21 protein-coding genes and 2 pseudogenes are annotated in these 18,901 nt (G+C 67.7%); 7 read left to right on the forward strand and 16 right to left on the reverse strand.

Annotated elements, in window-relative coordinates; genetic code table 11:
* Positions 1-41 precede the first annotated feature (41 nt).
* The 3 genes and pseudogenes from ACZ6SD_RS17430 to ACZ6SD_RS17440 all read right to left on the reverse strand — a co-directional run.
* Positions 42-539, reverse strand: a pseudogene (locus ACZ6SD_RS17430) (ADP-ribosylglycohydrolase family protein); the annotation flags it as partial.
* 28 nt (positions 540-567) lie between these two features.
* A complete protein-coding gene (locus tag ACZ6SD_RS17435; protein WP_465317957.1) occupies positions 568-747 on the reverse strand; it encodes a hypothetical protein in 180 nt (59 codons plus the stop codon).
* Positions 748-818: 71 nt separating this feature from the next.
* Complete coding sequence (locus tag ACZ6SD_RS17440; protein ID WP_465317958.1) at positions 819-1,343, reverse strand: hypothetical protein; 525 nt, start codon at positions 1,341-1,343, stop codon at positions 819-821.
* A 407-nt stretch (positions 1,344-1,750) separates the two neighbouring features.
* Between ACZ6SD_RS17440 and ACZ6SD_RS17445 the strand changes: the two genes are divergently transcribed.
* The 5 genes and pseudogenes from ACZ6SD_RS17445 (at position 1,751) to ACZ6SD_RS17465 (ending at position 6,337) form a co-directional block, all read left to right on the forward strand.
* Positions 1,751-2,242: a phage integrase N-terminal SAM-like domain-containing protein gene (locus tag ACZ6SD_RS17445; RefSeq protein ID WP_465317959.1), complete on the forward strand. Its 492-nt coding sequence runs from the start codon at positions 1,751-1,753 to the stop codon at positions 2,240-2,242.
* A 235-nt stretch (positions 2,243-2,477) separates the two neighbouring features.
* Positions 2,478-2,624, forward strand: a pseudogene (locus tag ACZ6SD_RS17450) (integrase); the annotation flags it as partial.
* A gap of 103 nt (positions 2,625-2,727) precedes the next feature.
* Complete coding sequence (locus ACZ6SD_RS17455) at positions 2,728-3,156, forward strand: hypothetical protein (protein WP_465317960.1); 429 nt, start codon at positions 2,728-2,730, stop codon at positions 3,154-3,156.
* Positions 3,157-3,697: 541 nt separating this feature from the next.
* Entirely contained in the window at positions 3,698-5,752 is a 2,055-nt protein-coding gene (locus ACZ6SD_RS17460) for a GNAT family N-acetyltransferase (RefSeq protein WP_465317961.1), read from the forward strand.
* A gap of 69 nt (positions 5,753-5,821) precedes the next feature.
* Positions 5,822-6,337, forward strand: a complete 516-nt coding sequence (locus tag ACZ6SD_RS17465; RefSeq protein ID WP_465317962.1) for an ASCH domain-containing protein — start codon at positions 5,822-5,824, stop codon at positions 6,335-6,337.
* A gap of 251 nt (positions 6,338-6,588) precedes the next feature.
* Here the strand turns inward: ACZ6SD_RS17465 and ACZ6SD_RS17470 are convergent, their stop codons facing one another.
* The 5 genes from ACZ6SD_RS17470 to ACZ6SD_RS17490 all read right to left on the reverse strand — a co-directional run bounded on the left by ACZ6SD_RS17470 (position 6,589) and on the right by ACZ6SD_RS17490 (position 10,286).
* Positions 6,589-6,819: a hypothetical protein gene (locus ACZ6SD_RS17470; protein WP_465317963.1), complete on the reverse strand. Its 231-nt coding sequence runs from the start codon at positions 6,817-6,819 to the stop codon at positions 6,589-6,591.
* A 387-nt stretch (positions 6,820-7,206) separates the two neighbouring features.
* Positions 7,207-7,512, reverse strand: coding sequence for a hypothetical protein (locus ACZ6SD_RS17475; RefSeq protein ID WP_465317964.1), 306 nt, complete (start codon positions 7,510-7,512; stop codon positions 7,207-7,209).
* A 116-nt stretch (positions 7,513-7,628) separates the two neighbouring features.
* Complete coding sequence (locus ACZ6SD_RS17480; protein ID WP_465317965.1) at positions 7,629-8,288, reverse strand: Crp/Fnr family transcriptional regulator; 660 nt, start codon at positions 8,286-8,288, stop codon at positions 7,629-7,631.
* A gap of 100 nt (positions 8,289-8,388) precedes the next feature.
* The gene (locus tag ACZ6SD_RS17485) at positions 8,389-9,654 is read right to left on the reverse strand and encodes a nucleotidyl cyclase domain-containing protein (RefSeq protein WP_465317966.1); all 1,266 of its coding nucleotides are present in this window, start codon (positions 9,652-9,654) and stop codon (positions 8,389-8,391) included.
* Positions 9,651-10,286 (reverse strand): hypothetical protein, encoded by a 636-nt coding sequence (locus ACZ6SD_RS17490; RefSeq protein WP_465317967.1) that lies wholly within the window; start codon positions 10,284-10,286, stop codon positions 9,651-9,653. The genes ACZ6SD_RS17485 and ACZ6SD_RS17490 overlap by 4 nt, the downstream gene beginning before the upstream one ends.
* A gap of 199 nt (positions 10,287-10,485) precedes the next feature.
* On the opposite strand from ACZ6SD_RS17490, the gene ACZ6SD_RS17495 reads away from it, so the two are divergent.
* Together ACZ6SD_RS17495 and ACZ6SD_RS17500 are read left to right on the forward strand one after the other, a co-directional pair.
* Entirely contained in the window at positions 10,486-10,806 is a 321-nt protein-coding gene (locus ACZ6SD_RS17495) for a hypothetical protein (RefSeq protein WP_465317968.1), read from the forward strand.
* A 400-nt stretch (positions 10,807-11,206) separates the two neighbouring features.
* Complete coding sequence (locus tag ACZ6SD_RS17500; protein ID WP_465317969.1) at positions 11,207-12,088, forward strand: NAD(P)-dependent oxidoreductase; 882 nt, start codon at positions 11,207-11,209, stop codon at positions 12,086-12,088.
* A 219-nt stretch (positions 12,089-12,307) separates the two neighbouring features.
* Here ACZ6SD_RS17500 and ACZ6SD_RS17505 read toward each other — a convergent pair whose 3' ends face one another.
* The 8 genes from ACZ6SD_RS17505 to ACZ6SD_RS17540 all read right to left on the reverse strand — a co-directional run bounded on the left by ACZ6SD_RS17505 (position 12,308) and on the right by ACZ6SD_RS17540 (position 18,489).
* Positions 12,308-12,730 carry an acyl-CoA carboxylase biotin carboxyl carrier protein subunit gene (locus ACZ6SD_RS17505; protein WP_465317970.1) on the reverse strand — a complete coding sequence of 141 codons (423 nt, stop codon included), beginning with the start codon at positions 12,728-12,730 and terminating at the stop codon, positions 12,308-12,310.
* Between the two features lie 88 nt (positions 12,731-12,818).
* Positions 12,819-12,983 (reverse strand): hypothetical protein, encoded by a 165-nt coding sequence (locus ACZ6SD_RS17510; protein ID WP_465317971.1) that lies wholly within the window; start codon positions 12,981-12,983, stop codon positions 12,819-12,821.
* A gap of 70 nt (positions 12,984-13,053) precedes the next feature.
* The gene (locus ACZ6SD_RS17515) at positions 13,054-13,404 is read right to left on the reverse strand and encodes a hypothetical protein (protein ID WP_465317972.1); all 351 of its coding nucleotides are present in this window, start codon (positions 13,402-13,404) and stop codon (positions 13,054-13,056) included.
* A gap of 471 nt (positions 13,405-13,875) precedes the next feature.
* Positions 13,876-14,538, reverse strand: a complete 663-nt coding sequence (locus ACZ6SD_RS17520; RefSeq protein ID WP_465317973.1) for a response regulator — start codon at positions 14,536-14,538, stop codon at positions 13,876-13,878.
* On the reverse strand, positions 14,538-15,701 hold the full coding sequence (locus ACZ6SD_RS17525) for a sensor histidine kinase (RefSeq protein WP_465317974.1): 1,164 nt from the start codon (positions 15,699-15,701) through the stop codon (positions 14,538-14,540). Before ACZ6SD_RS17525 ends, ACZ6SD_RS17520 begins: the two co-directional genes overlap by 1 nt.
* Before the next feature lie 51 nt (positions 15,702-15,752).
* Complete coding sequence (locus ACZ6SD_RS17530) at positions 15,753-16,766, reverse strand: NlpC/P60 family protein (RefSeq protein WP_465317975.1); 1,014 nt, start codon at positions 16,764-16,766, stop codon at positions 15,753-15,755.
* A gap of 11 nt (positions 16,767-16,777) precedes the next feature.
* On the reverse strand, positions 16,778-17,272 hold the full coding sequence (locus ACZ6SD_RS17535) for a poly-gamma-glutamate biosynthesis protein PgsC/CapC (RefSeq protein ID WP_465317976.1): 495 nt from the start codon (positions 17,270-17,272) through the stop codon (positions 16,778-16,780).
* Positions 17,272-18,489 carry a hypothetical protein gene (locus ACZ6SD_RS17540; protein WP_465317977.1) on the reverse strand — a complete coding sequence of 406 codons (1,218 nt, stop codon included), beginning with the start codon at positions 18,487-18,489 and terminating at the stop codon, positions 17,272-17,274. The genes ACZ6SD_RS17535 and ACZ6SD_RS17540 overlap by 1 nt, the downstream gene beginning before the upstream one ends.
* Positions 18,490-18,901: the final 412 nt, after the last annotated feature.

Below are 18,901 nucleotides of genomic sequence, written 5' to 3' on the forward strand. Positions count from 1 at the left end.
GAGCCAATCTGGCCCGTGTAGGGCCCCCAGAAGGCCAGCGGTCATCGACGCCACGGGTCAGTGTCGGCGTGATTCAAGAACGCTGCTCGGACTAGCCCGCCCTGCGGGCGAGGCGCGTTTCGTGAGGCCAGGTATATGGCGCTGACAGCAGTGATGGTACCCGCGCCGTTGACGCGCCTGTCGAAGCAACCGAGAGCCTCAAGAACGTCAAGGTCGTTGCCGAGGATGCCAGACCTCATACCAGTCGCGGTACGACGCAGCAGCTCCTTGGTCTCGTTGACCACATCCTCCCACCAGGAGATCAGGTTGGGCTGCAGCTGGGTGGCGACATCGAACCATCCGTTGGGTAGCGCGTTGAGCACGATCTCAGGCATCTGCCACGAGTCGTCGGCCTCGACACGCGCTAGAAGTTCACCGTACTCGAGGGTTCCCGTTGCGGTGAGGAGGATGTGAAGTGCAGCGGCGTACACAGCCGCACCAACAAGCGCCCGCGGATGCCCGTGAGTGGTAACTCCATCCCGGATGACTCGGGCTACGAGGTCGCGCCTGGACCGGCGGCGCCAGCGATCACATGCGGCGCGGTCCGCATCGCGACACCATTTCCGCCAGCGAAGAAGTACTGCTCTTGGCTTTTCCTCGCCTTCTCAGTGGAGCGTTGAACTCGATGGCGAGCCAGTCAACGACGTCACCATACAGCTCGGCCTGGTTGCGGAGCAGATCCCTGGCCTGGCCGTCATCGAAAAGCAAGCACAGCATCGTGACGAACAAAGAGATGCCCCATCAACTCCTGGAGGTCACAATTCGTGGTACGACGCAGGCTACTGCTCGCGGAGAGCCATACTGTCTGCGGTGCTCGGTGCATTGGCCTCTGGCGCACTTGAGCCGAGGCTGAGGCGGGCGGTAGTGAGGAAGACCGACTTGAACGGTTCAAGACGTTCGGCAAGCGGTATCTCCTCGCGGTCCCGCCACACCGCCTGGTTGAGCGCGCGCGCATAAGCTGTTGTCGGTTCCTTCAAGGACGGGTGACACAGAAGTCCGACACTCGTCTCGGCGACACGGAGACCGTCCATGGCAGGTCTCGCTGATCGAAGCCATTCATCGTCGATACCCCAGTTCGCTGGGCGTGAATGCGCGACGCCTTCCGCCTCATAGGCGAATCTGATGAAGTCCGTCAGGGCCTGGATCTGTTCGGTCCGCCGGGATTCAACCAGGGCCGCCTGCCGCTTGCGTTCCTCGGCCCGCTCGATCGCCCGTTGCGTCGTCCGTTGCGTGAGGAACGTCAAACCGCCACCCACGAGCACTCCGACCATCGACGCGATCGGCGTCCACAACTCACCTGCCATGATCAACAACTATCACATGTCACAGGACATGGCCTGCTCCTTGGCGGAACCGCACGTTACAACCTCACGCGATGCCGGAATCACACTTTGGCGCTCCTGCCGGGGACACGAACGCACACTGGAGCAGGAGCGAAACTGGAGCGCGGCGCCTACTTGACCCGCCACCAAGTGCGCCCAACGGGCGTCAACCGCACCAGCACACGCAGGGAATCCTCTGTTTCCGCTGGTCAGCGCGTTATTCGGGCGGCACTGGGGGTCAAGGGGTCGCAGGTTCAAATCCTGTCAGCCCGACGGTCAGAGGAGTCTTCGCAGGTGAGAGCCTGTGGAGGCTCCTCTTTTCTGTGCTTGGGCCGTGCTTCCACACCGAGCACAGCGCTCGGTGACACCTTGACCTTGAGGGTGAGCACATGTCCTACGAGCCCGAGCCCCCACTGCCCATCAACCCGACGTGGTCACGGTACGTGATCGCCTGGGATCGGTCGCTGCGCAGCGACAACAAGCCCAAGTCCACTCGCTACAACTACGCACTCGGTGTCGTGCAGCTGGCGAACTTCTACCACTGGCTGGCCCAGGGCGCCCCGCTCGACGAGCACGCGGGCGAAGCCCACCGCGAATGGGCCGAGGACCGGGAATCGCGATTCACCGACATCGACATCGACGCCGCGGCGGAGGACCCGTGCGCGGTGACCAAGGAACACATCCAGGAGTACATCTACTGGATGATCTCCACCCGGTCGCCCTCCACCGCGATGAACAAGTTCAAAGTCACCAAACAGTTCTTCCGATTCCTCGAAGACGGCGAGATCGAACTCACCCCGTCCTCACCGACGACCAGATCGAGGCCGTGCTCGCCAAATGCGCGGGCAAGGACTTCCGATCCCTGCGCAACCGGGCCCTGATCGAGAGCTTCCTCGACACCGCCCTGCGCTGCGCCGAGATGACGACGGCTCACCACCGAGGAAGTCGACCTACGCCTGGACCGCATCGAAATCCACCGCAAAGGCGCCAAGGAACGCATCGTGACCTTCGGCGACCACACCGGGAGGTCGCTGTCCAAAGTACGACCGGGCCCGCTCCAAGAAGCCCGGAGCCGGCCTGCCGTACTTCTGGCTCGACGAAACCGGCCGCAAACCCCTGAACATCGCCGGAGTCAAAAACATGATCCACCGCCTCGGCGAGGCCGCAGGCGTGCCCAGCCTCTACCCACACATGTTCCGCCACACCTTCGCCCACAACTGGCTGCTCAACGGCGGCTCCGAAAACGGCCTCATGCAGATCTGCGGCTGGGCCACCCGCACCACGCGACCTGCTGACCGGAGACGGGAACGTTCACCTCGCGGTCTCCGATGGCGGACGTCTTCACGAGGCCGCGACGATCGTCGTGGTGGCCGAGGGCAAGGCCCGCCTGGCTCTCTCTGCGTCAGGCACGGGTGCCGCTGTCGGCGCAGTCTCCGGTCCCCCTGCGAAGTCGGAAGGGCGACAACGGCTCGACACGGCCGTCCTGCATCCCGACGTCGACGAGCTGTTCGCCGTGATCGGCTGGAACCGCGACCTCGACTGGGCAACCTTGGGCAAGGCCTTGGAGATCATCAAGGTGAACTGCGGCAACAAGCCCGGCCTGCTCGCCACCGGCTGGGTCGGCGACGACCTCGTCGCGTTCGGCGACGCGGCCAACCAGCCGAGCATCAGCGGGCGCGGTGCCCGTCACGCTCGTCGGCCTTCCGGTCCTCGGTCTTCAAGAACCATGTCTCTTGAAGAGGGTCAGTCGTTCATCCGCGACCTCGCACGCAAGTGGGTGGACTCGCTTGCGTGAATCGGCGTGAGACCACACGCTGCGGCCTCGCAGCCCCCGTCTGTTCCTGGACGACGCGAGTCGCCAGGTATCGTTCGCGGTCGACCAGCAATGAGAATCCTGCTGAACGGGCGCTTCAACCGTGATCTACTTGGACTGCCACAACTTGGACTCGGTCATCCGTTCCTTCGCGCAGGCGTCGGGCCTCTCCCACACCTTGGTTGAGGCCACATTCCGGTCGTGCGAGACCCGCGACCTCCACAGCGCGGTCAACTACTGGGTCTCACTACGAGTCAGAAGGGAAAGGGTTCGAGCACGTCCAGTAGATGGCTGCGCCGCCCATGTGCCGCCCGTCCGCAGAAGGCCGCACGCCCCATCACCATGTGCCCGCTCCGCTTAGTGCGACAACGACAGGTCGTTCTGTCATGGGGCGCTGGTGCGCAACGCAAGAGGTTGCGGCATCCGCTGACACCTCATAAAGACAACAGGTCGAGGCGTCGGCGAGTGCCGTCGGCGTCGGCCCGGCTACGCAGTCGGGTGCGGGCGCTATGGTGATCAGGCGATGAGTGGACTCAGGGTTGATGAGGTTGGGCCGGGCGATCCGGCGGTCGATGAGCTGATCAAGCTGGGCAAGCGGTACAGCCGGACGCTGGGGATGATGCCGGGTGGCTTGTTTCGGGAGGCCGCATACCGGGGCACTCTGCTGGCCGCGTGGATTGGTGAGCGGCCGGTGGGCTTCGCCTTGTTCCGATTGCCCCGGAACAACCAGGTGGTGCTGTCGCATCTGTGTGTCGCCGCGGAGGCGCGCGGGTCGGGGGTCGCCCGCGCATTGGTGGAGCTGATCCGGACCAGACATTCGGCGCGGCTGGGAATCCGGGCCAAGTGCAGGGACGACTACGAGCTGAACTCCATGTGGGAGACGCTGGGCTTTCACGCACGAAGCTCCGCCGTCGGCCGCGGCATCGACCACCGTCCGATGACAGTGTGGTGGCTGGACCATGGTCATCCGGATCTGTTCAGTTTCCTGGCAGAGCCAGAACTTCTGGATGACGAACCGGATCTGCTGGAGGCTGCTCTCGACCTCAACATCCTCATGGATCTTCACATCCGGCCGGACAAGCAGGCAGCATTGCGTTCCCAGGTGCTGGTCGCCGACCACCTCGAAGGACGCCTACGTCTAGTCGTGACCAACGGTGTCGATCGGGACCTGGCTCGTCACTCGGATGCGCAACGAGCACCGATCGAGCGGGCCGCGAACCACTATGCCCGGCGGACCGGGCAGGCAGGCAAAGCCGAGGAAGTCTTCGCCCAGCTCGCCGCCGCGTCGGCACAGCACAATCTCAGCGTTCAGGACAATGGCGACCTCTGGCAGATCGCCGAGGCGGTGGCCTCCGGTGTTGGAGTATTGCTGACTTGGGATGATGGCCTTCGCAGGCGTTTCGACAGCTTGCGAGGGGTGGTTCCCGCCCTCGGCTCGTTCCGGGTTCTCGATCCGGACCACCTCGTCACACACTTGGACGAGCTCGCCAGGGTGTGGGCCTATCAACCCGCACGATTGCAAGGTAGCGACTATGACCAGGTCCGCGCGGGCGCAGATGACGAGCGTGACCTCTTGGAGTTCCTGAACAAGCCGTCGGGTGAGCGCCGCGGTGAGCTACGGGACACCTTGCGCAGGTTGGCTCGAGAAGAAGTGCCGCGCTGGCTGATCCGCACGGGCGACGAGCCTGCCATCGCCTGCTACGCGGCGCACCTCGACGGGGAGGTTCTTCGGGTGCCGCTTCTGCGGATCGCCGAGCACCAACTGTCCGACACCATGGCTCGTCAACTCCTCTGGCTGCTGCGTCGCGACGCTTGCGATCACGGTGGGCGCGTCATCGACGTCTCCGACCAACACGCGGGCGACGGCCTCGGCCGCGCGATGATCTCCGACTCCTTCCATCCTCACGGCGGCCATTGGTACGCGTGGGTCGTTCCGGTCTGCGGAACTAGCCACGAGGTCAGCCATGCGGCCAACAAGGCGCGGCAGCTCGTCGACATGGGCCCGGGACCACTCCTGCGGCCCGACCTCACTGCTCGTGCCGCCGCGGAGATCGAGCGGACGCTCTGGCCCGCCAAGCTCACCGACAGCGCGCTGCCGCACTACATCATCCCCATCCAACCCAGGTGGAGCAGTGAACTGCTCGGCTACCCGATCCAGTTGACAACGCGCCCCATCGAGCTTTCTCTCGGTCGTGAGCAGGTTTATTACCGGACCGCTGACGCCCTGCTGACCCCGCCCGCCCGCATCCTGTGGCGAGTGAGCCAAGGGCCGCGCAACTCTGCCGAGATCGTTGGAACCTCGATACTCGACGCCATCGACGTCGACACCCCCGCACGTCTGCACGCGGCCTTCAAGCACTATGGGGTGCTTGACCTCAACCTCCTGGAGAAGCGCGCCGACGGCAAACAGACCATGCAGGCACTGCGATTTTCCGACACCGAGCTGTTCGACAAGCCCATCTCCACCAGCACCTACAACCAGCTCAGAGACCAACTCGGCGGCCCGAAGACCTTCTACGGACCTCATCGCGTGAGCTCGGAGCTGTTCGCCGCCCTCTACCGGACAGGGACGATGTAGCCCCCGTCACAACCAAGGTAGGCCGCGTCGAACAGGTGTTTGTCGTCGCCTGTGGATAGGGTCCTCGTCATGACTGCGACACCAGTCCCCGAGGGCGAACGCGACGCAACACCACGGCCCTTGCTGCTGTCGCTACGCCCCCGGTTCGCCAAAGCCATCCTTGACGGCACCAAGACCGTCGAACTGCGTCGAACACGGGTGGCGGCACCCCCCGGGACGCGTCTCATCCTCTACGCCAGCTCCCCGACCATGGCCGTGGTCGGTACCGCCATCCTTGCCGATCGGCACACCGCCAAGCCGAACACCATCTGGCGACGACACCGCGGAAACCTCGGCCTCTCCCGAGCCGAGTTCACCGATTACCTCACCGGAGCTGAACAAGCCACCGCACTCACCATCGTCCACCCCAAAGCACTGTCCGACCCGTTCACCCTCGCCTGGCTGCGAACCCACTCCGCATTCCAGCCACCGCAGAGCTACCGGTACATCGCACCCACCGACCCAACCCCGCTCAAGGACCTCGCCCAGGACGTGGCGTCGATGGCGAACACGCACGGCGGTCTCATCGTCATCGGGGTACATTAGGCGAACGAACAGGCTGTTGAACTCACTCCGGTGGTTCGCACCTTTGCGTCGCGCAGATCTCCTTCGATCAGGGTGACGAGTTGATCGCGCCCCTCGTCGGTCTGAGCGGACTCGGTGATGCGCTTCCACGCGAAAAGTCCTGTCACTCTCCTCCCGCATGTAAGTGACGAGATACGGACGGCCGCTTTCACCCTCCTCAGCGAAACTCCCCACGATGGCGTTGTGGTTGCGGCTCAACATGTCCATGACGTTCACCATGGTCGACGCCCGCGCGGGTCGCGGAAACCGGGAGCGACGGCGACCCGGCGCCGCACCTCCTTCTGGAAGTCGTGCAGCCCAGGCCCGAGGTCCGGGTGGCCGTCGAGCAGTCGCGTTCCGAGCAGCCACTCCGCACCGATCATCCCTAGGCTGAACACGTCGCCCTTGAAGTCGCACGCGCCCCCACCAAGCCCCATGAGGAACTCGCTGCGTTCCGGCGGCACGTAGGCGAGGAAGCGTCGACCCTGACCCCGTCACTGTTCCCGGTGATCGCATCGGGTCGGACGTAACCACCCCCTCTAGGCTGGGGAGGCTCGGGTGCCCGAGGCTGCCGATCCTCTGCAGGACGCGGATTTCCTGGTCCCACAGCCGCACACCGAGTTCGCCGAGCCCGTGGTAGATCGTGAGCGCGATGTCCTGGTCGTTCTGGTCGAGCAGGGGCGTCCGGTAGATCTTTGCCCTCGACGAGCACCCGACACCCGGGCTCAGCCCCATATTCACCAAGGTCCATCTCTAATCCCCATGACCTATCGCTTTGCATCGCCAGGCCCTGGTGTCGAGCGGGCAGTGTCCCTCCTCGGGAGTCGGCCACCGCCGCCGACGCCTGCCGGTCAGCTCTCCAGGTTCAGGCAGTACACCGCGTCGTCGGGCTCGTGCTGGAGCTCGATGCCGGGCTGGCCATCCTCCGGGCAGTGATCCTCATACGCCATTACGGCGGTGATGACGTAGACCGGATCGCCGAGGTTGTCCATGACGTTGCCGGTGCCGCGGCACTCGGCGCTGGTGATGTCGGTGCCGCCGAGTCCGACGGTCGTGCGAACGCACTCACCGACCTTGTGCTTGGTCTCCAGCAGCCCACAAGCGCCCGTGCCGAAAACCAGCGCGGCCGCGGTGACGACCATCAGGTTCCTGCGCATGTCTCCCCTTCCACCAGATCGATCCACTGTGGAGGACCGACTCCCCTGATGAGACCACCGCGACGCTCACCCAGTCACCTCCGCGTGCGCCACGTGCGGCAGTACGGGCCGTTTCGTTACCTGCCCTCGGCGTAGCGCCGCAGCCCGGCGGTGTCCAGAACGGTTACCACACCGCGGTCGGTGGCGATGACGTTCTCCTCGCGCAGGCGCTTGAGCGCCCGCACGACCGATTCCCTAGACAGGCCAAGGAATTCACCGAACGCCTGCTGCGAGCCGATACCGAAGCGAGCATGGACATCGTCGCCGCTGACCTCATCTAGGTAGCGCACCAGAAGTTCGACGATCTTGCTGAACGCGTCGTCGCCCTGGCCCGAGAAGTGTCGGTCGGATTCACGCAGGCGCTCGGAGATCACCGCCGACAGAACGCGCAGGATCTCCGGGCGCCGGTTCAGGGTCTGGTTGAACGGCGGGCCGTCGATGATCAGGGCCTGCACCGCCGTCTCGGCCTGGACGGTCGCCGAGCGGGCACCATGGTCAAGCACCGCCTGCTCACCGACGATATCGCCCGCCCAACGCAGCGCGAAGGGCTTGCCGTCGGCGCTCAGCAGGCGGACCCGGCCGAGATAGAGGATGGCGACCCAGTTCTCCACCGCGCCGACGCGGATGATCGTGTCGCCGCGGTGGAAGCGACGCGGGCGCGCGAGGCCCGCGAGGGCGGCGCGGCCCGCGTCGTCGAGGCGGTGCCAGAAGCTGCCGATCCGGTGCGCCCGGGTCACGGCGGTGAAGGAGGTGACAGCGGTCATGCGGTCCGTCCCGTGTGGTGGCCAAGTCGCTGTCTGCATCGTGGACACGGGATCGAACGTAACGACGGGACTGTTAGAACCGGCTCAGCCTGTACAGCTCGGTGCCGTCAGGCTCGTAAACCGTTGCCCGGTCGGTGGAATCGAAACTGATCTTGTAACTAGCCTGATTGGGGCTCTGGGTGACCTGAAGGGTGTATCGGCCGGAATTGTCCGACCGGGTGGAGATCACGCAGGACATCGGACCGCCGATGTCCAAGGGCTTGCCGCCCGCGTAGAAGAAGCCGTCGCAGGGACCGCTGTTGCCGGTGAACGTCTTCACCCCGGTGCCGTCCGATGCTGTCCAGTTGCCCGCGATGAGGCTGGGGTCCTGCACCGCTTGGCCTGCCGCGGCGGCTTTCGGCGAGGTGGGCCCCGCCGAGTTCGTCGGCGCCGCCGCGGTGGTGGGCGACACCGTGTCGAAGTACGTGTCGTTCGTCGAGGGCACCCCGGCATCGCCGTTCGGCCCGAACGTCAGGTATGCCCCGCCGCCGAGCACGGCGAGCAGCAGGAACACGACCACGACGACCGCGACCTTGTTGTCCCGCATCCGCTGGATGATCTTGTTCTGCACGAGGTCGCCGCCGACCTGGTGGCCGTGCACGGTGTCGCCGATGTGCTGGTCCCGCCCGGCGATGTTTGAGCCGGTGAGAGTCATGTCCCCGCCGACCGACAGCCACGCATCCCGCGCCTGCGAGGTGCGCTCCCGCTCGGCGACCCGCCGGGCGGTGGTGTCGTCGCCGGGGACCGACAGCCAGCCTGTCGCCGTCATGTCCTTGGCGCGCACCACCGTTCGGTGGAAGGCACTGGGAGTGATCTTGCCGTAGCCGTGGCGCACGATCGACTGGTAGAGAACGTCCGACACCAGCACCACGCAGCGCCGTTGGGACTCCGCGAGCGCGGCGCGCAGCACCGCCGAGTCGGCGAGGCGGAAGGCGTGCGTCACGTCGGAGCCCGCGAATCCGTTCTCGTCCTCGTGCACCTCGCCGGTGTGCAGCGCGACCCGAGCCTCGCACTGCCACCCCGACGCGAGCCGGGGGGCCGCCTCGACGCTCGCGGCGATCCGGGTGAGCACCGAGTCCAGCAGCACCACCTTGGACGCCTCGGCGGGCACGACAACCAAGGCGCCGTCACCGCGGTCCTCGTGCGCGCAGGTGTCCCACTCGATCCCGCCGTCGGTGAACGCGTCGGCGAGCAGGCTATAGAACTGCTTGCGTGCGGCGACCTGGTCGGGGTTGGTCAGCGAGCTGAACGACCGCAGGTCGATGACGAGGACGGTCGCAGGCGTCGGGTAGCCGCTCATTCGTCGCACCCCACCGCGGTGCCGAGCCCGGAGCCGCAGCCGTTGGCGTTCAGCACGGCTGTCATGGCGAACCCACCGTTGTTAACGCCGAGAAAGTAGATGGTGGGCTCCACCGACCACCGCGTCCCGTCCCACAGCATCGGCACCACGCCCACTTTCTTCCCACGAAAGGACACATCTACCGCGGCGGAATTGCCGCTGCCAGTCCCGGAGCCGACCGAGACCTCCGCTAGCTGCGCGCGCAGCCGCGGGCTGCCCGCGAACGAGGAGGTCATGATGGTGCGACAGAAGTCGGTCACGTTCACCGACGCCAGTTCGCACCACCGCGCCGCATCCCCGTCCACCTCGGCTTGGCGCAGCGCGTCGACGGTGGCCACGGCCCCGTCCACACCTTCCTGGAACACCACGTCGGTGGGCGAGGCCGTGATCTCCTTGACCACGAATCCCCCACCGATCACCAGCGCCAGCACGAGGGCGCCGAACCCCAGCCGGACGTTCGTGTTCTTGTTCCCGCCTACTTTGTCCCCGCCGACGGTGTCGCCGATGTGCTGGTCACGGCCCGCGACATTGCCGTCCCGCATGGAAAAATCGCCGCCCACGTTGAAAAACGGCCGGTTCTCGTCGTCGCTCATGGCCTGTCGAGCCCCCTTACGTCCGATTGACAGCGATGAAACACGCGGCCCTGGCAACAGGGCGAACCCGTCTGCGTCACCCGGCGCACAACGGTCCGTTTCGTTACCGGCCAGCCGGTCGACCGCGACTCCACCCAGTCTGGGCAGAACCCGACAGGACCACCTGCGCGACGTCGGCAAGGTCACGAACCACTCACAGGTGCAGAACCTCACCACTTGGCGCCAGCACACCCCCGACGCCTTCCCACCACAGAATGACAGCCGCAGCGTCTTGGCGGAGTTTATCGCGAAACGCCTCGTCGACGAGGACGACATCGCGCACAGCGGCGATATGCGTTGCAACCTGTTCCTGCTGGTGAAGACGCTGCTGCGCGTCGAGTTGCTCCCGGGTGAGCTGAAGCTGCTGCCCGGTAACCTCGTTCTGGCGTCGGGCCTCAGCGGCTTGGCGCTCCGCAGCAGCCGCCCTCGCGCTGTGGACACAGAACGTCTTGAGCCCGTTGAGGACATGCAACTACCCTAAGTGAAGATCTTGGGCTGACGCCAAACGTAGTTGATCAACCATAACGGAAACTGCGCATCCCTACCTGTCGTGGTATGCCCAGAATCGACCAGGAAAATGCGTTCCAAGAACAGCGCTTGCATTGGCCTTACGTGCACGGATGGGTGCGCAGACCAGTGGCACAAGGGATTCGCCGACACCGGGCGCACCGTTCCGAACGGGTGACGGGCGCGGTCGGGCCGCCGCCGCGAATTAACGCACTTTGAAGTAAGTACTTGAAGGTCGCGGTCGGACACCGTTATCGTCGACTCGTCGCGGTAGACAATGAACCGCAACAAGCCCCTACCAGGACAGTGGATTCGCCGTGCGCGGAACTGTCCAGGTGGGCTCAATCTGGTGAATTCGTGAAGGAGTGGTTGAGGTGACCGAAGCACGTCCCGCGCCCGTGTCCGTGATCGGCCTGGGTCTGATGGGCGCCGCGCTTGCGGGCGCCTACCTGAAGGCCGGGCACCAGGTCACGGTGTGGAACCGGTCGGCGAGCAAGGCCGACCAGCTCGTGGCGAAAGGGGCCACGCGCGCCGACGACATCGCCGCCGCCGTCGCGGCGACCGACGTCCTCGTCGTGTGCGTCCACGACTACGAGGCCAGCTACTCCATCCTGGAGCCGGTGAAGGACTCGCTGGCCGGGAAGGTCCTGGTCAACCTGACCTCCGGTGTCCCCGAGGACGGCCGCAAGGCTGCCGAGTGGGCCCGCGGGCTTGGGGCGGAGTACCTGGACGGCTACATCATGACGGTGCCGCCCGCCGTCGGCCTGCCGCAGACCCTGCTGTTCTACGCGGGTGAGGCGGATGTCTTCGCCAAGCACGAGGACACCCTCAAGGTGCTCGGCGGCAACAGCGTGCACCTGGGCTCCGACCCGGGCATCGCCGCGCTGTACGACCTGGGCCTGCTGGCCATCCTGTGGACGTCGCTGGCAGGCGCCTTGCACGCCTACGCGCTGGTCGCCAGCGAGAAGATCCCGGCCGCGGCGCTCGCGCCGTACGCCGAGCAGTGGATCACCCACGTGGTGCTGCCCAGCATCAAGGGCGCGGCCGCGGCCGTGGACGCGGGCGAGTACGCGACCACGGTGTCGACCACGGCGCTCAACGCGGTGGGCCTGGCGAAGATGGTCCAGGCCAGCAAGGACGCGGGCATCCGCCCCGACCTGATGGTGCCAATCAAGGAGTTCCTGGAGAAGCGGGTCGCGGACGGCCACGGCGAGGACGCCCTATCCAGCATGTTCGAGGTCATCCGCAAACCCTGATGGCATCGCGGCGCGGGCGACCGAGTCTTCCCCACTCGTGACCCCATGTCGCGCGCCGGTCGGGCACCGGTGCACGACCGGCTCGTGTTGCCCGCACTCCCGGCCGATGGAGCCGAGGGTGCGGGCAACACGTCTGCCAGAACACGCTCCACTGAGGACTACAGGCTGTGGAACCGAGAGCCTGACAGTGTGCAGACCTGCCAGTGGATGACGTTCGGCCTACGCCTTGATCTCGCAGATGGGCGCGCCCGCGCCGACCGTCTCCCCGACCGAGACCGTGACCTTGTGAACCACGCCCGCCTGGTGGGCGGTGATGGGCTGCTCCATCTTCATCGCCTCGACCACCGCCACCAGGTCTCCGGCCTCGACCGGGTCGCCGTCGGACACCAGCAGCTTCACCACCGTGCCCTGCATGGGCCCGGTCACCGTGTCGCCCCGCGACCCCACCACCGGTCGCAAGCGCCGCGGCGGCGCCTTACGGGTGACCCCGCCGCCGAAGGACACCGACACGGTGACCTCGATGCGCCTGCCGCCGACCTCGACCACGACGCGCTCGCGGCTGCCTGCGCCTGACTCGGCCCAGGCACCGTCGAACGGCGCGATGTCGTTGTCGAACTCGGTCTCCCCCCAACGCGTGTGCACGGTGAACGGCTCTCCGACCCGGTCTGCTCGGGTACGAAGGCCGCGTCGGCCACCACCGCAGCATCGTGGCCACGCCGTCCACGGTGAACTACGCCAGGGCCCGGGCGGCGCGGCGCAGGGCCTGCTCCCAGGTGGCGCCGGTGACGACCAGCTTGGCCAGCATGGAGTCCCACTCCGGCCCAATGACCGACCCGGCGACCACACCGAAGTCCACGCGCGCCCCCGGGCCCAGCGGCAGCTCGAACACCGTCACTGTGCCCGGGGCGGGCAGGAACCCGCAGCCCGGGTCCTCGCCGCGTCTGGGTGGACCGGGCCGAAGACCCTCACCTGGTCGGCCAACAGCGAACGCAGGTCGGCCAGTGCCCTGGGGGTCGCCTGCCTCGCCGCGCCAGCGGATCAGGGATCAGGTTGTGGCGGGCGGTCGGGGTGGCAGGGTGGTCCGGCCCGCTGACGCGCAGGCGGTCGTGGACGAGGTCGCCGAACTCCCAGGCCGCCCGAGCCGGGTCACCCACGGCACCCCGCCAGTACGCGAGGTTGTTTCGGATGCCGAGGGTGATGGGGTCGTCGGCACCGAAAGCTCGCAGGCAGTCCTCCAGCAGCGCCTCGAACTCCGTGACAGCCGCGCCCACCTCGCAGAGTTGAGCCCGCCGGTGCGCCCAATCGGAGCGGGCCATCAGGGGGCCGGGTGGCCGGGACCGCGCTCCCGGATGTTGACCTCCACCAACTCCTCATAGGTCGACACTCGGCCGAGCGCGGCCGGTTGGCCGGCTTGCCGGTCAGGTAGACCAGCGACTCGCCGGGCATGAACAGGCCGACGTCGATCAACCGCCTACCGCTGCCGCGCAGGGGCAGCGTCACGGGCGCCACGTCGTCACCAGCACACGCCCGGAAGAGGCTCCGTATCGGAACGCCCGGGCCCTTTCAGGCGCCCGGTTATTCGATGGGATACAAGCCATCCGCGAGCGATGCCGGGGAAATCCGGCCGCCGATGCCGAGGCGCCGCCGGTCTCGTCGGGGTGGAGACGAGGTCCGGCGGCGCCCTTCGTGCGCGGGCAACCGATCCGCGCACTCGGCAAGGGTGTCACCGCCCACCCGACGGCGCATCGGTCTACTGGCTGCCGCCACTCAGCCGACCGGCTGATTCGCTACTCGGGGTCGGCCAGTCCGGCCCGCTGGGCGAGCAAGGCGGCGCGGACCCGGTTGGGGACGCCGAGTTTGGCCAGGATGGCGCTCACGACGTCCTTGACCGTGCCCACGCTCAGGTACAACTGGGCCGCGATATCCACATTGGACTTTCCCTCGGCGATCAGGATCAGGGCCTCGCGCTCCCGCTGGGTCAGCCGCGCGATCCGGCTCGCGGCCGCGCCATCCGGGGTGCCGGCTCCGCCGAGGTAGCCGCCGACGACGACCTGGCTGACCTTGGGGGACAGCACGACGCCGCCGCCCGCCAACGCGCGCACCAGGTTCACGAGCTGGTGTGGGTCGGTGTCCTTGAGGATGAAGCCCACCGCGCCCGCGCGCAGCGCGGCGTCGACGTACTCGTCGGAGTCGAATGTGGTCAGCATCGCCACCACCGGCGGGTTCGCCCGGCCGCGGAGCTGCCGCAGGATGGTGAGGCCGTCCACTTCGGGCATTCGGATGTCGAGCAGCACCACGTCGGGGGTGTGCGCGTCGATGACCGCCAGCGCGTCCTTGCCCGTCGCGGTGGCCACGACGTCGATGTCGTCGGCCGTGGCCAGGATCAGCTCGAAACCGGAGCGGATCAGCGCCTCGTCGTCCACCACGACCACCCGGATCGGGCCGCCCATCACGTGCCCGTCTCGGCGCGCTTGTCCGCCGCGGCGAGCCTGCGCACCGCGGTCCCGAACATCGGGGCCCGGTCGCGGGGCAGCCGCAGCCGGATCTGGAAGCCGCCCTCGGGTGTCGGGCCGCACTCGATCTTGCCGCCGAGCAGTTCCGCGCGCTCCCGCAGGCCAACCAGGCCGTGCTGGGCGCTGGGCAGCGCGATGGCGGGCAGCGCGGGCGCGGAGTTGGTGACGGTGACGCCGATCTCCGCCTCGTCGTGCCACAGCTCGATGACCGCGCTCGCGCCGGGGGCGTGCTTGCGCACGTTCGTCAGGGCCTCTTGCACCGTGCGGTACACCGCGCGCCGCACCGGGATGGCGAGATCATCGGGCAGCGTGCCGGTCAGCCGGGTGGCGACGCCGCTGTTGGCCACCAGCTTCCCCACCTCGGCGATGGTCGGCTGCGGCGTGAGGTCGGGCGGCACCGTGCCCGACGCCCGCAGCACCGTGACCATGTGCCGCAGTTCCTCCAGCGTGCTGACGCCCAGCCGCCGGATCGTCGTTGCCGCTTCCCGCGCGTCCGGGTCGCTGGTGCTCATCTGCAGCGCGCCCGCGCGGACCGCGATCAGGCTCACCTGCCCCGAGACCACGTCGTGCATCTCCCTCGCCAGCTGGGCGCGTTCCTTGGCCAGCAGCGTCTGCGCCACCAGCGCACGCTCGTGCTCGCGCCCCTCCTCGATCTCGACCAGCCGCGCGGACAGGTCCTGTCGGGCCTGGACGAGCAGTCCAAGGAACACCGTCGCGGCGACCATCGCCAGGCTGTACCCAGCGGAGATCACCAGGTCGGCCATCCCCGGCCACTGCGGTTCGAGCGGCGAGGGCACGGTGCTAGTGACCGCGGCGGCCGCGACGCACACCGCCAGCCACCGGCGGTCGCGCGCGCACGCCGCCACCGTGTACAGGGCGATCAGCAACGCCAGCGACATGATTCCGTACAGCATTCCCGGCAACGTGACCGCGAACACCAGGTGCGGCGCCCGCCGCCGGAACAGGAGCACCCCGCAGCCGAGCACGGCCACCAGCGTCAAGGCGATCGGGTCTTCGGGCGCCCTGGAGAACAACGCGTCCAGCGCCGCGCCGCCCACGAGAAGCACGTCCACCAAGACGCGCCGTCTGGCCTCGGTCACCCGCATTGCCCCTTTCCCTCTCGTCATGCCCGGAGGATTGTCCACGATGGGTCACACCCGTCGTGCGGCTCGCCAGGCGCGGGAGTAGTTGCCGTCGTCGTCGAGCAGTGAGGTGCCGCCGAGGTCGCCCATGGTGGGGCCGTTGGCGCGTTCGCGGCTGGAGATGAATCGGTGGTGTCCGGTGGTGTCGATGCCGAGGTAGAGGGCGACGTGGTCGATCTGCTCGTCGCCCTCCAACTGGAAGAACAGCAGGTCGCCGGGTTGCGGGGCGGCGTAGTCGGTGACCCGGTCCCCGGTGTCGGGGATCAGCGCGACGCCGGGGCCGGACTCGGCGATGGCGTAGGCGCGGCGCGGCAGGCCAGGGCCGGGGGTGTTGCCCGAGAGCAGGGGGTAGCCGGAGCGGTAGCCGAAGACCAGGCGGATGAACCCGGAGCAGTCGGTGGCCCCGTAGTGGCGCGGTTTCGGCTTGCGGGTGACCCCGTCGGCGAACTTCCAGGGCACCCCGAGGTAGTCGATGAAGTCGGACTGCTCCAGCCTGCCCGCCCCGGACGCCGCGACCGGCCCGAACGCGGCGTCACCGCGAAACCGCACCCCACGCCGGTCGCGTTCGGCGGGCGCGCCGTGCTGGTACTCGGTCATGATGCCCAGGATGTCGGGCTTGGCCGGGTCCCGCGCCAGCCAGGACGCGAACCACTCGGCGCGCTCGTCGCCCGCCCGCCACGGGCCGGGCAGCAACCGCACCCACGCGGTCGTGGCGACCTGCGCCGAGGTGAACTCCGGCTCGGCGAACACCCGCCGCGGCCAGGTCACCACCGCCGTCCGCGCGCCGTCGGTGAACGTGGCCACCACCGCCCCCGCCGTCGTCCGGGCCACCGTGCGGTCCGGCCCGGTCAGCCGCTCGTAGCTCACCGAGCCGCTGTCCGCGGCGAGCGCGCGGTCGTCCACCACGATCGCGGCGGGCGCGCCCGGACCACCCACATGCGTGGCGAAATGCACCACACCCCACGCCGCCAGGCCGATGGTCACCGCGAACGCCGCCCCACGGGCGATCTTGAGCGCCTGCACCCGGTTCCTCCTCACAGCACCGTGGGCACGAGACCGACAAGCACACCACTGACGATCACCCCGTAACAGGCGAAACTGACCGTGCCGGTCGCCACCAACGTCGCCACCCTCGGCTGCCGCACCAACTGGTAGGCGATCAGCCCCGGGACGACGAACCCGAGCGCCTGATGGGCGAACAGCACCGGGTAGTCCTGCTGGATCACCACGATCATGGTCGTCTGCAACACCACCCCGGTCAGCACCACAGCAGCGAACTGACGCTTGCCGTAGAGGATCACGAAGCGCTGCAACAACACGACCGCGCCGAAGGTCACCGCCGTCATCCCCACCACGATCCCGGCCTTGGCGTAATCCTCCACCAGGGTCAACGCCAACCACCCCGGAGTGATCATCCCGCCCGGAGACAGGTTCGTGGTCAGATAGCACAGCAGCGAGAACACCAGGCCGATCGCGAGGCCGAGCGTGGCGTGCTGAGGCAGCAACTCGCCGCCGATCCCGGTCCCCATCAGGCACTCCGCCGCTCAGGCAGATCGACCGGCCCGACCACGGGCAACGTGTCGAACTCATCGAGCAGAAGCTCGCCTTGGCCATGGATGTTCCCGATGGCTACGACCGAGACCTCCCCGTCGACCCCGGCGACGACCGACTCAGGCGCCGCGGCCTCGCGGCTGGCGATGGTCACCACCACTCCGGCCGACCACCCGAGAATCCCCACGGCGGCGACCCCGACCACCACTCCCACCGGCAGCCCGCGCCGGGCCAGGCGGCCACCCCGTTCGCGCCCGCCCACCTCTGGCTCTTGGTCCGCCGACGACTCCGCCCCTTCCCCGACAGAGGCGTTCACCTTCATCCGATACGTGCTCGCCGCCCGGTCCACCCCGAGCCAGTCCTTGCCCACGCGCGGCGCGGACGCCGCAGCCCGGATCGTCCGCGCGCAATGCTCGATCGCGGCGGCGATCCGGCGCGGCTCCCGACCACGCGGCCGCCAGACAACATGGTCGAGATCGCCACCGGCGACAACGAGAGCATCCGCCCGCAACCGCAGCACCGGCGTCACCACCGCACCCCGGACCAGCAAAAACCCGCCGACCGCCACCACGAGCAGCGCCACCGCGGGCAACACGCCATCACCGTCCCCGCCCGCGGGATGCGCCGGCACACGCACCACACCGACCACCGCGAGCCCGACCGGACCGAGCCCCGCCGCGGCGACCGGAGCGTAAGCGACCACCGGCCGATCCGGCGCGGAGTCCGCCGCCGGGCCGTCGAGCACGCCCGGCTCCCCCGCCGCGCCCGCCGCAGCGGCCCGAGCGATCAGCGCCGCCGTCGCCTGGTCGTCCGGAGCGGGAACCACCCCGTGCGCGTCGAGAACCTGCCCGCCCGCCGTGACGAGCAGCAACCCCTGCCCACCACCGACCACCGCGTCCGACAACGACGTGGTGCTCACCGCCGCCAGCAACCTGCCATCGGGAAGGGCCACCGCGGTCACGATCCGCAACGCCCCGTCACGGCCGGGAACCGGCCCGACAGCCGTGTCCGTGACCACCGGCGGCAGCACCTCCAGTGGCACCTGCTCGCCGGTCGAGCCGATGAGTTTGCGCGTCTTCGCGTCGAGCAGGACCGCGCACCGGCGGGAAATCCAGTTTCCGGCAACTGTTCCGCCAACGTTTTCCCCAACCCGGATTTCCCCCGGACTCTCCTGGTCACCCTGTCTCCACAACATCGACGCTCAGTCACATGAGCAACACCTAGATGGGGTCACGCTCCCCGAACGGGGCGATCCAGCCGCACAGCCGACCGAAACCTTAGAACACGGCGTCACCTATTCACCCAGAAGGGTCGGCTATCGTCCGGCACCCGAAACAAGCAGGGCATCCTGGCCGTCGAAGCCGACTCCCTGTTCCGCCATGCCGAAATGAGCCGCACCGTCCGCGATTCCCGTGAGAAACGCGCGGCCGTCGTCACCGCCCTGACCATGGCGCGTTAACCACGCACAGCGAACATCCCACCAATTCTCCGGCAGGCGTCCACTCATTGCCGTCAGTCGGCTGAAGGTTCCAACCACCCGACGGGAAAACCTCGGAACCACCTCGCTCGCCGATTTCGATCTACACCGGACAGTGGCACTCCGCGCC

The sequence above is a fragment of the Actinokineospora sp. NPDC051303 genome (genome assembly GCF_055586285.1).

What these genes read in the sequence shown, in the direction of transcription:
- ACZ6SD_RS17440 (WP_465317958.1), bottom strand. Translation starts at nt 1,343, where the DNA reads ATGGCAGGTGAGTTGTGGACGCCGATCGCGTCGATGGTCGGAGTGCTC.
- ACZ6SD_RS17445 (WP_465317959.1), top strand. Translation starts at nt 1,751, where the DNA reads ATGTCCTACGAGCCCGAGCCCCCACTGCCCATCAACCCGACGTGGTCA.
- ACZ6SD_RS17460 (WP_465317961.1), top strand. Translation starts at nt 3,698, where the DNA reads ATGAGTGGACTCAGGGTTGATGAGGTTGGGCCGGGCGATCCGGCGGTC.
- ACZ6SD_RS17465 (WP_465317962.1), top strand. Translation starts at nt 5,822, where the DNA reads ATGACTGCGACACCAGTCCCCGAGGGCGAACGCGACGCAACACCACGG.
- ACZ6SD_RS17475 (WP_465317964.1), bottom strand. Translation starts at nt 7,512, where the DNA reads ATGCGCAGGAACCTGATGGTCGTCACCGCGGCCGCGCTGGTTTTCGGC.
- ACZ6SD_RS17485 (WP_465317966.1), bottom strand. Translation starts at nt 9,654, where the DNA reads ATGAGCGGCTACCCGACGCCTGCGACCGTCCTCGTCATCGACCTGCGG.
- ACZ6SD_RS17490 (WP_465317967.1), bottom strand. Translation starts at nt 10,286, where the DNA reads ATGAGCGACGACGAGAACCGGCCGTTTTTCAACGTGGGCGGCGATTTT.
- ACZ6SD_RS17515 (WP_465317972.1), bottom strand. Translation starts at nt 13,404, where the DNA reads ATGGCCCGCTCCGATTGGGCGCACCGGCGGGCTCAACTCTGCGAGGTG.
- ACZ6SD_RS17520 (WP_465317973.1), bottom strand. Translation starts at nt 14,538, where the DNA reads ATGGGCGGCCCGATCCGGGTGGTCGTGGTGGACGACGAGGCGCTGATC.
- ACZ6SD_RS17535 (WP_465317976.1), bottom strand. Translation starts at nt 17,272, where the DNA reads ATGGGGACCGGGATCGGCGGCGAGTTGCTGCCTCAGCACGCCACGCTC.
- ACZ6SD_RS17540 (WP_465317977.1), bottom strand. Translation starts at nt 18,489, where the DNA reads ATGTTGTGGAGACAGGGTGACCAGGAGAGTCCGGGGGAAATCCGGGTT.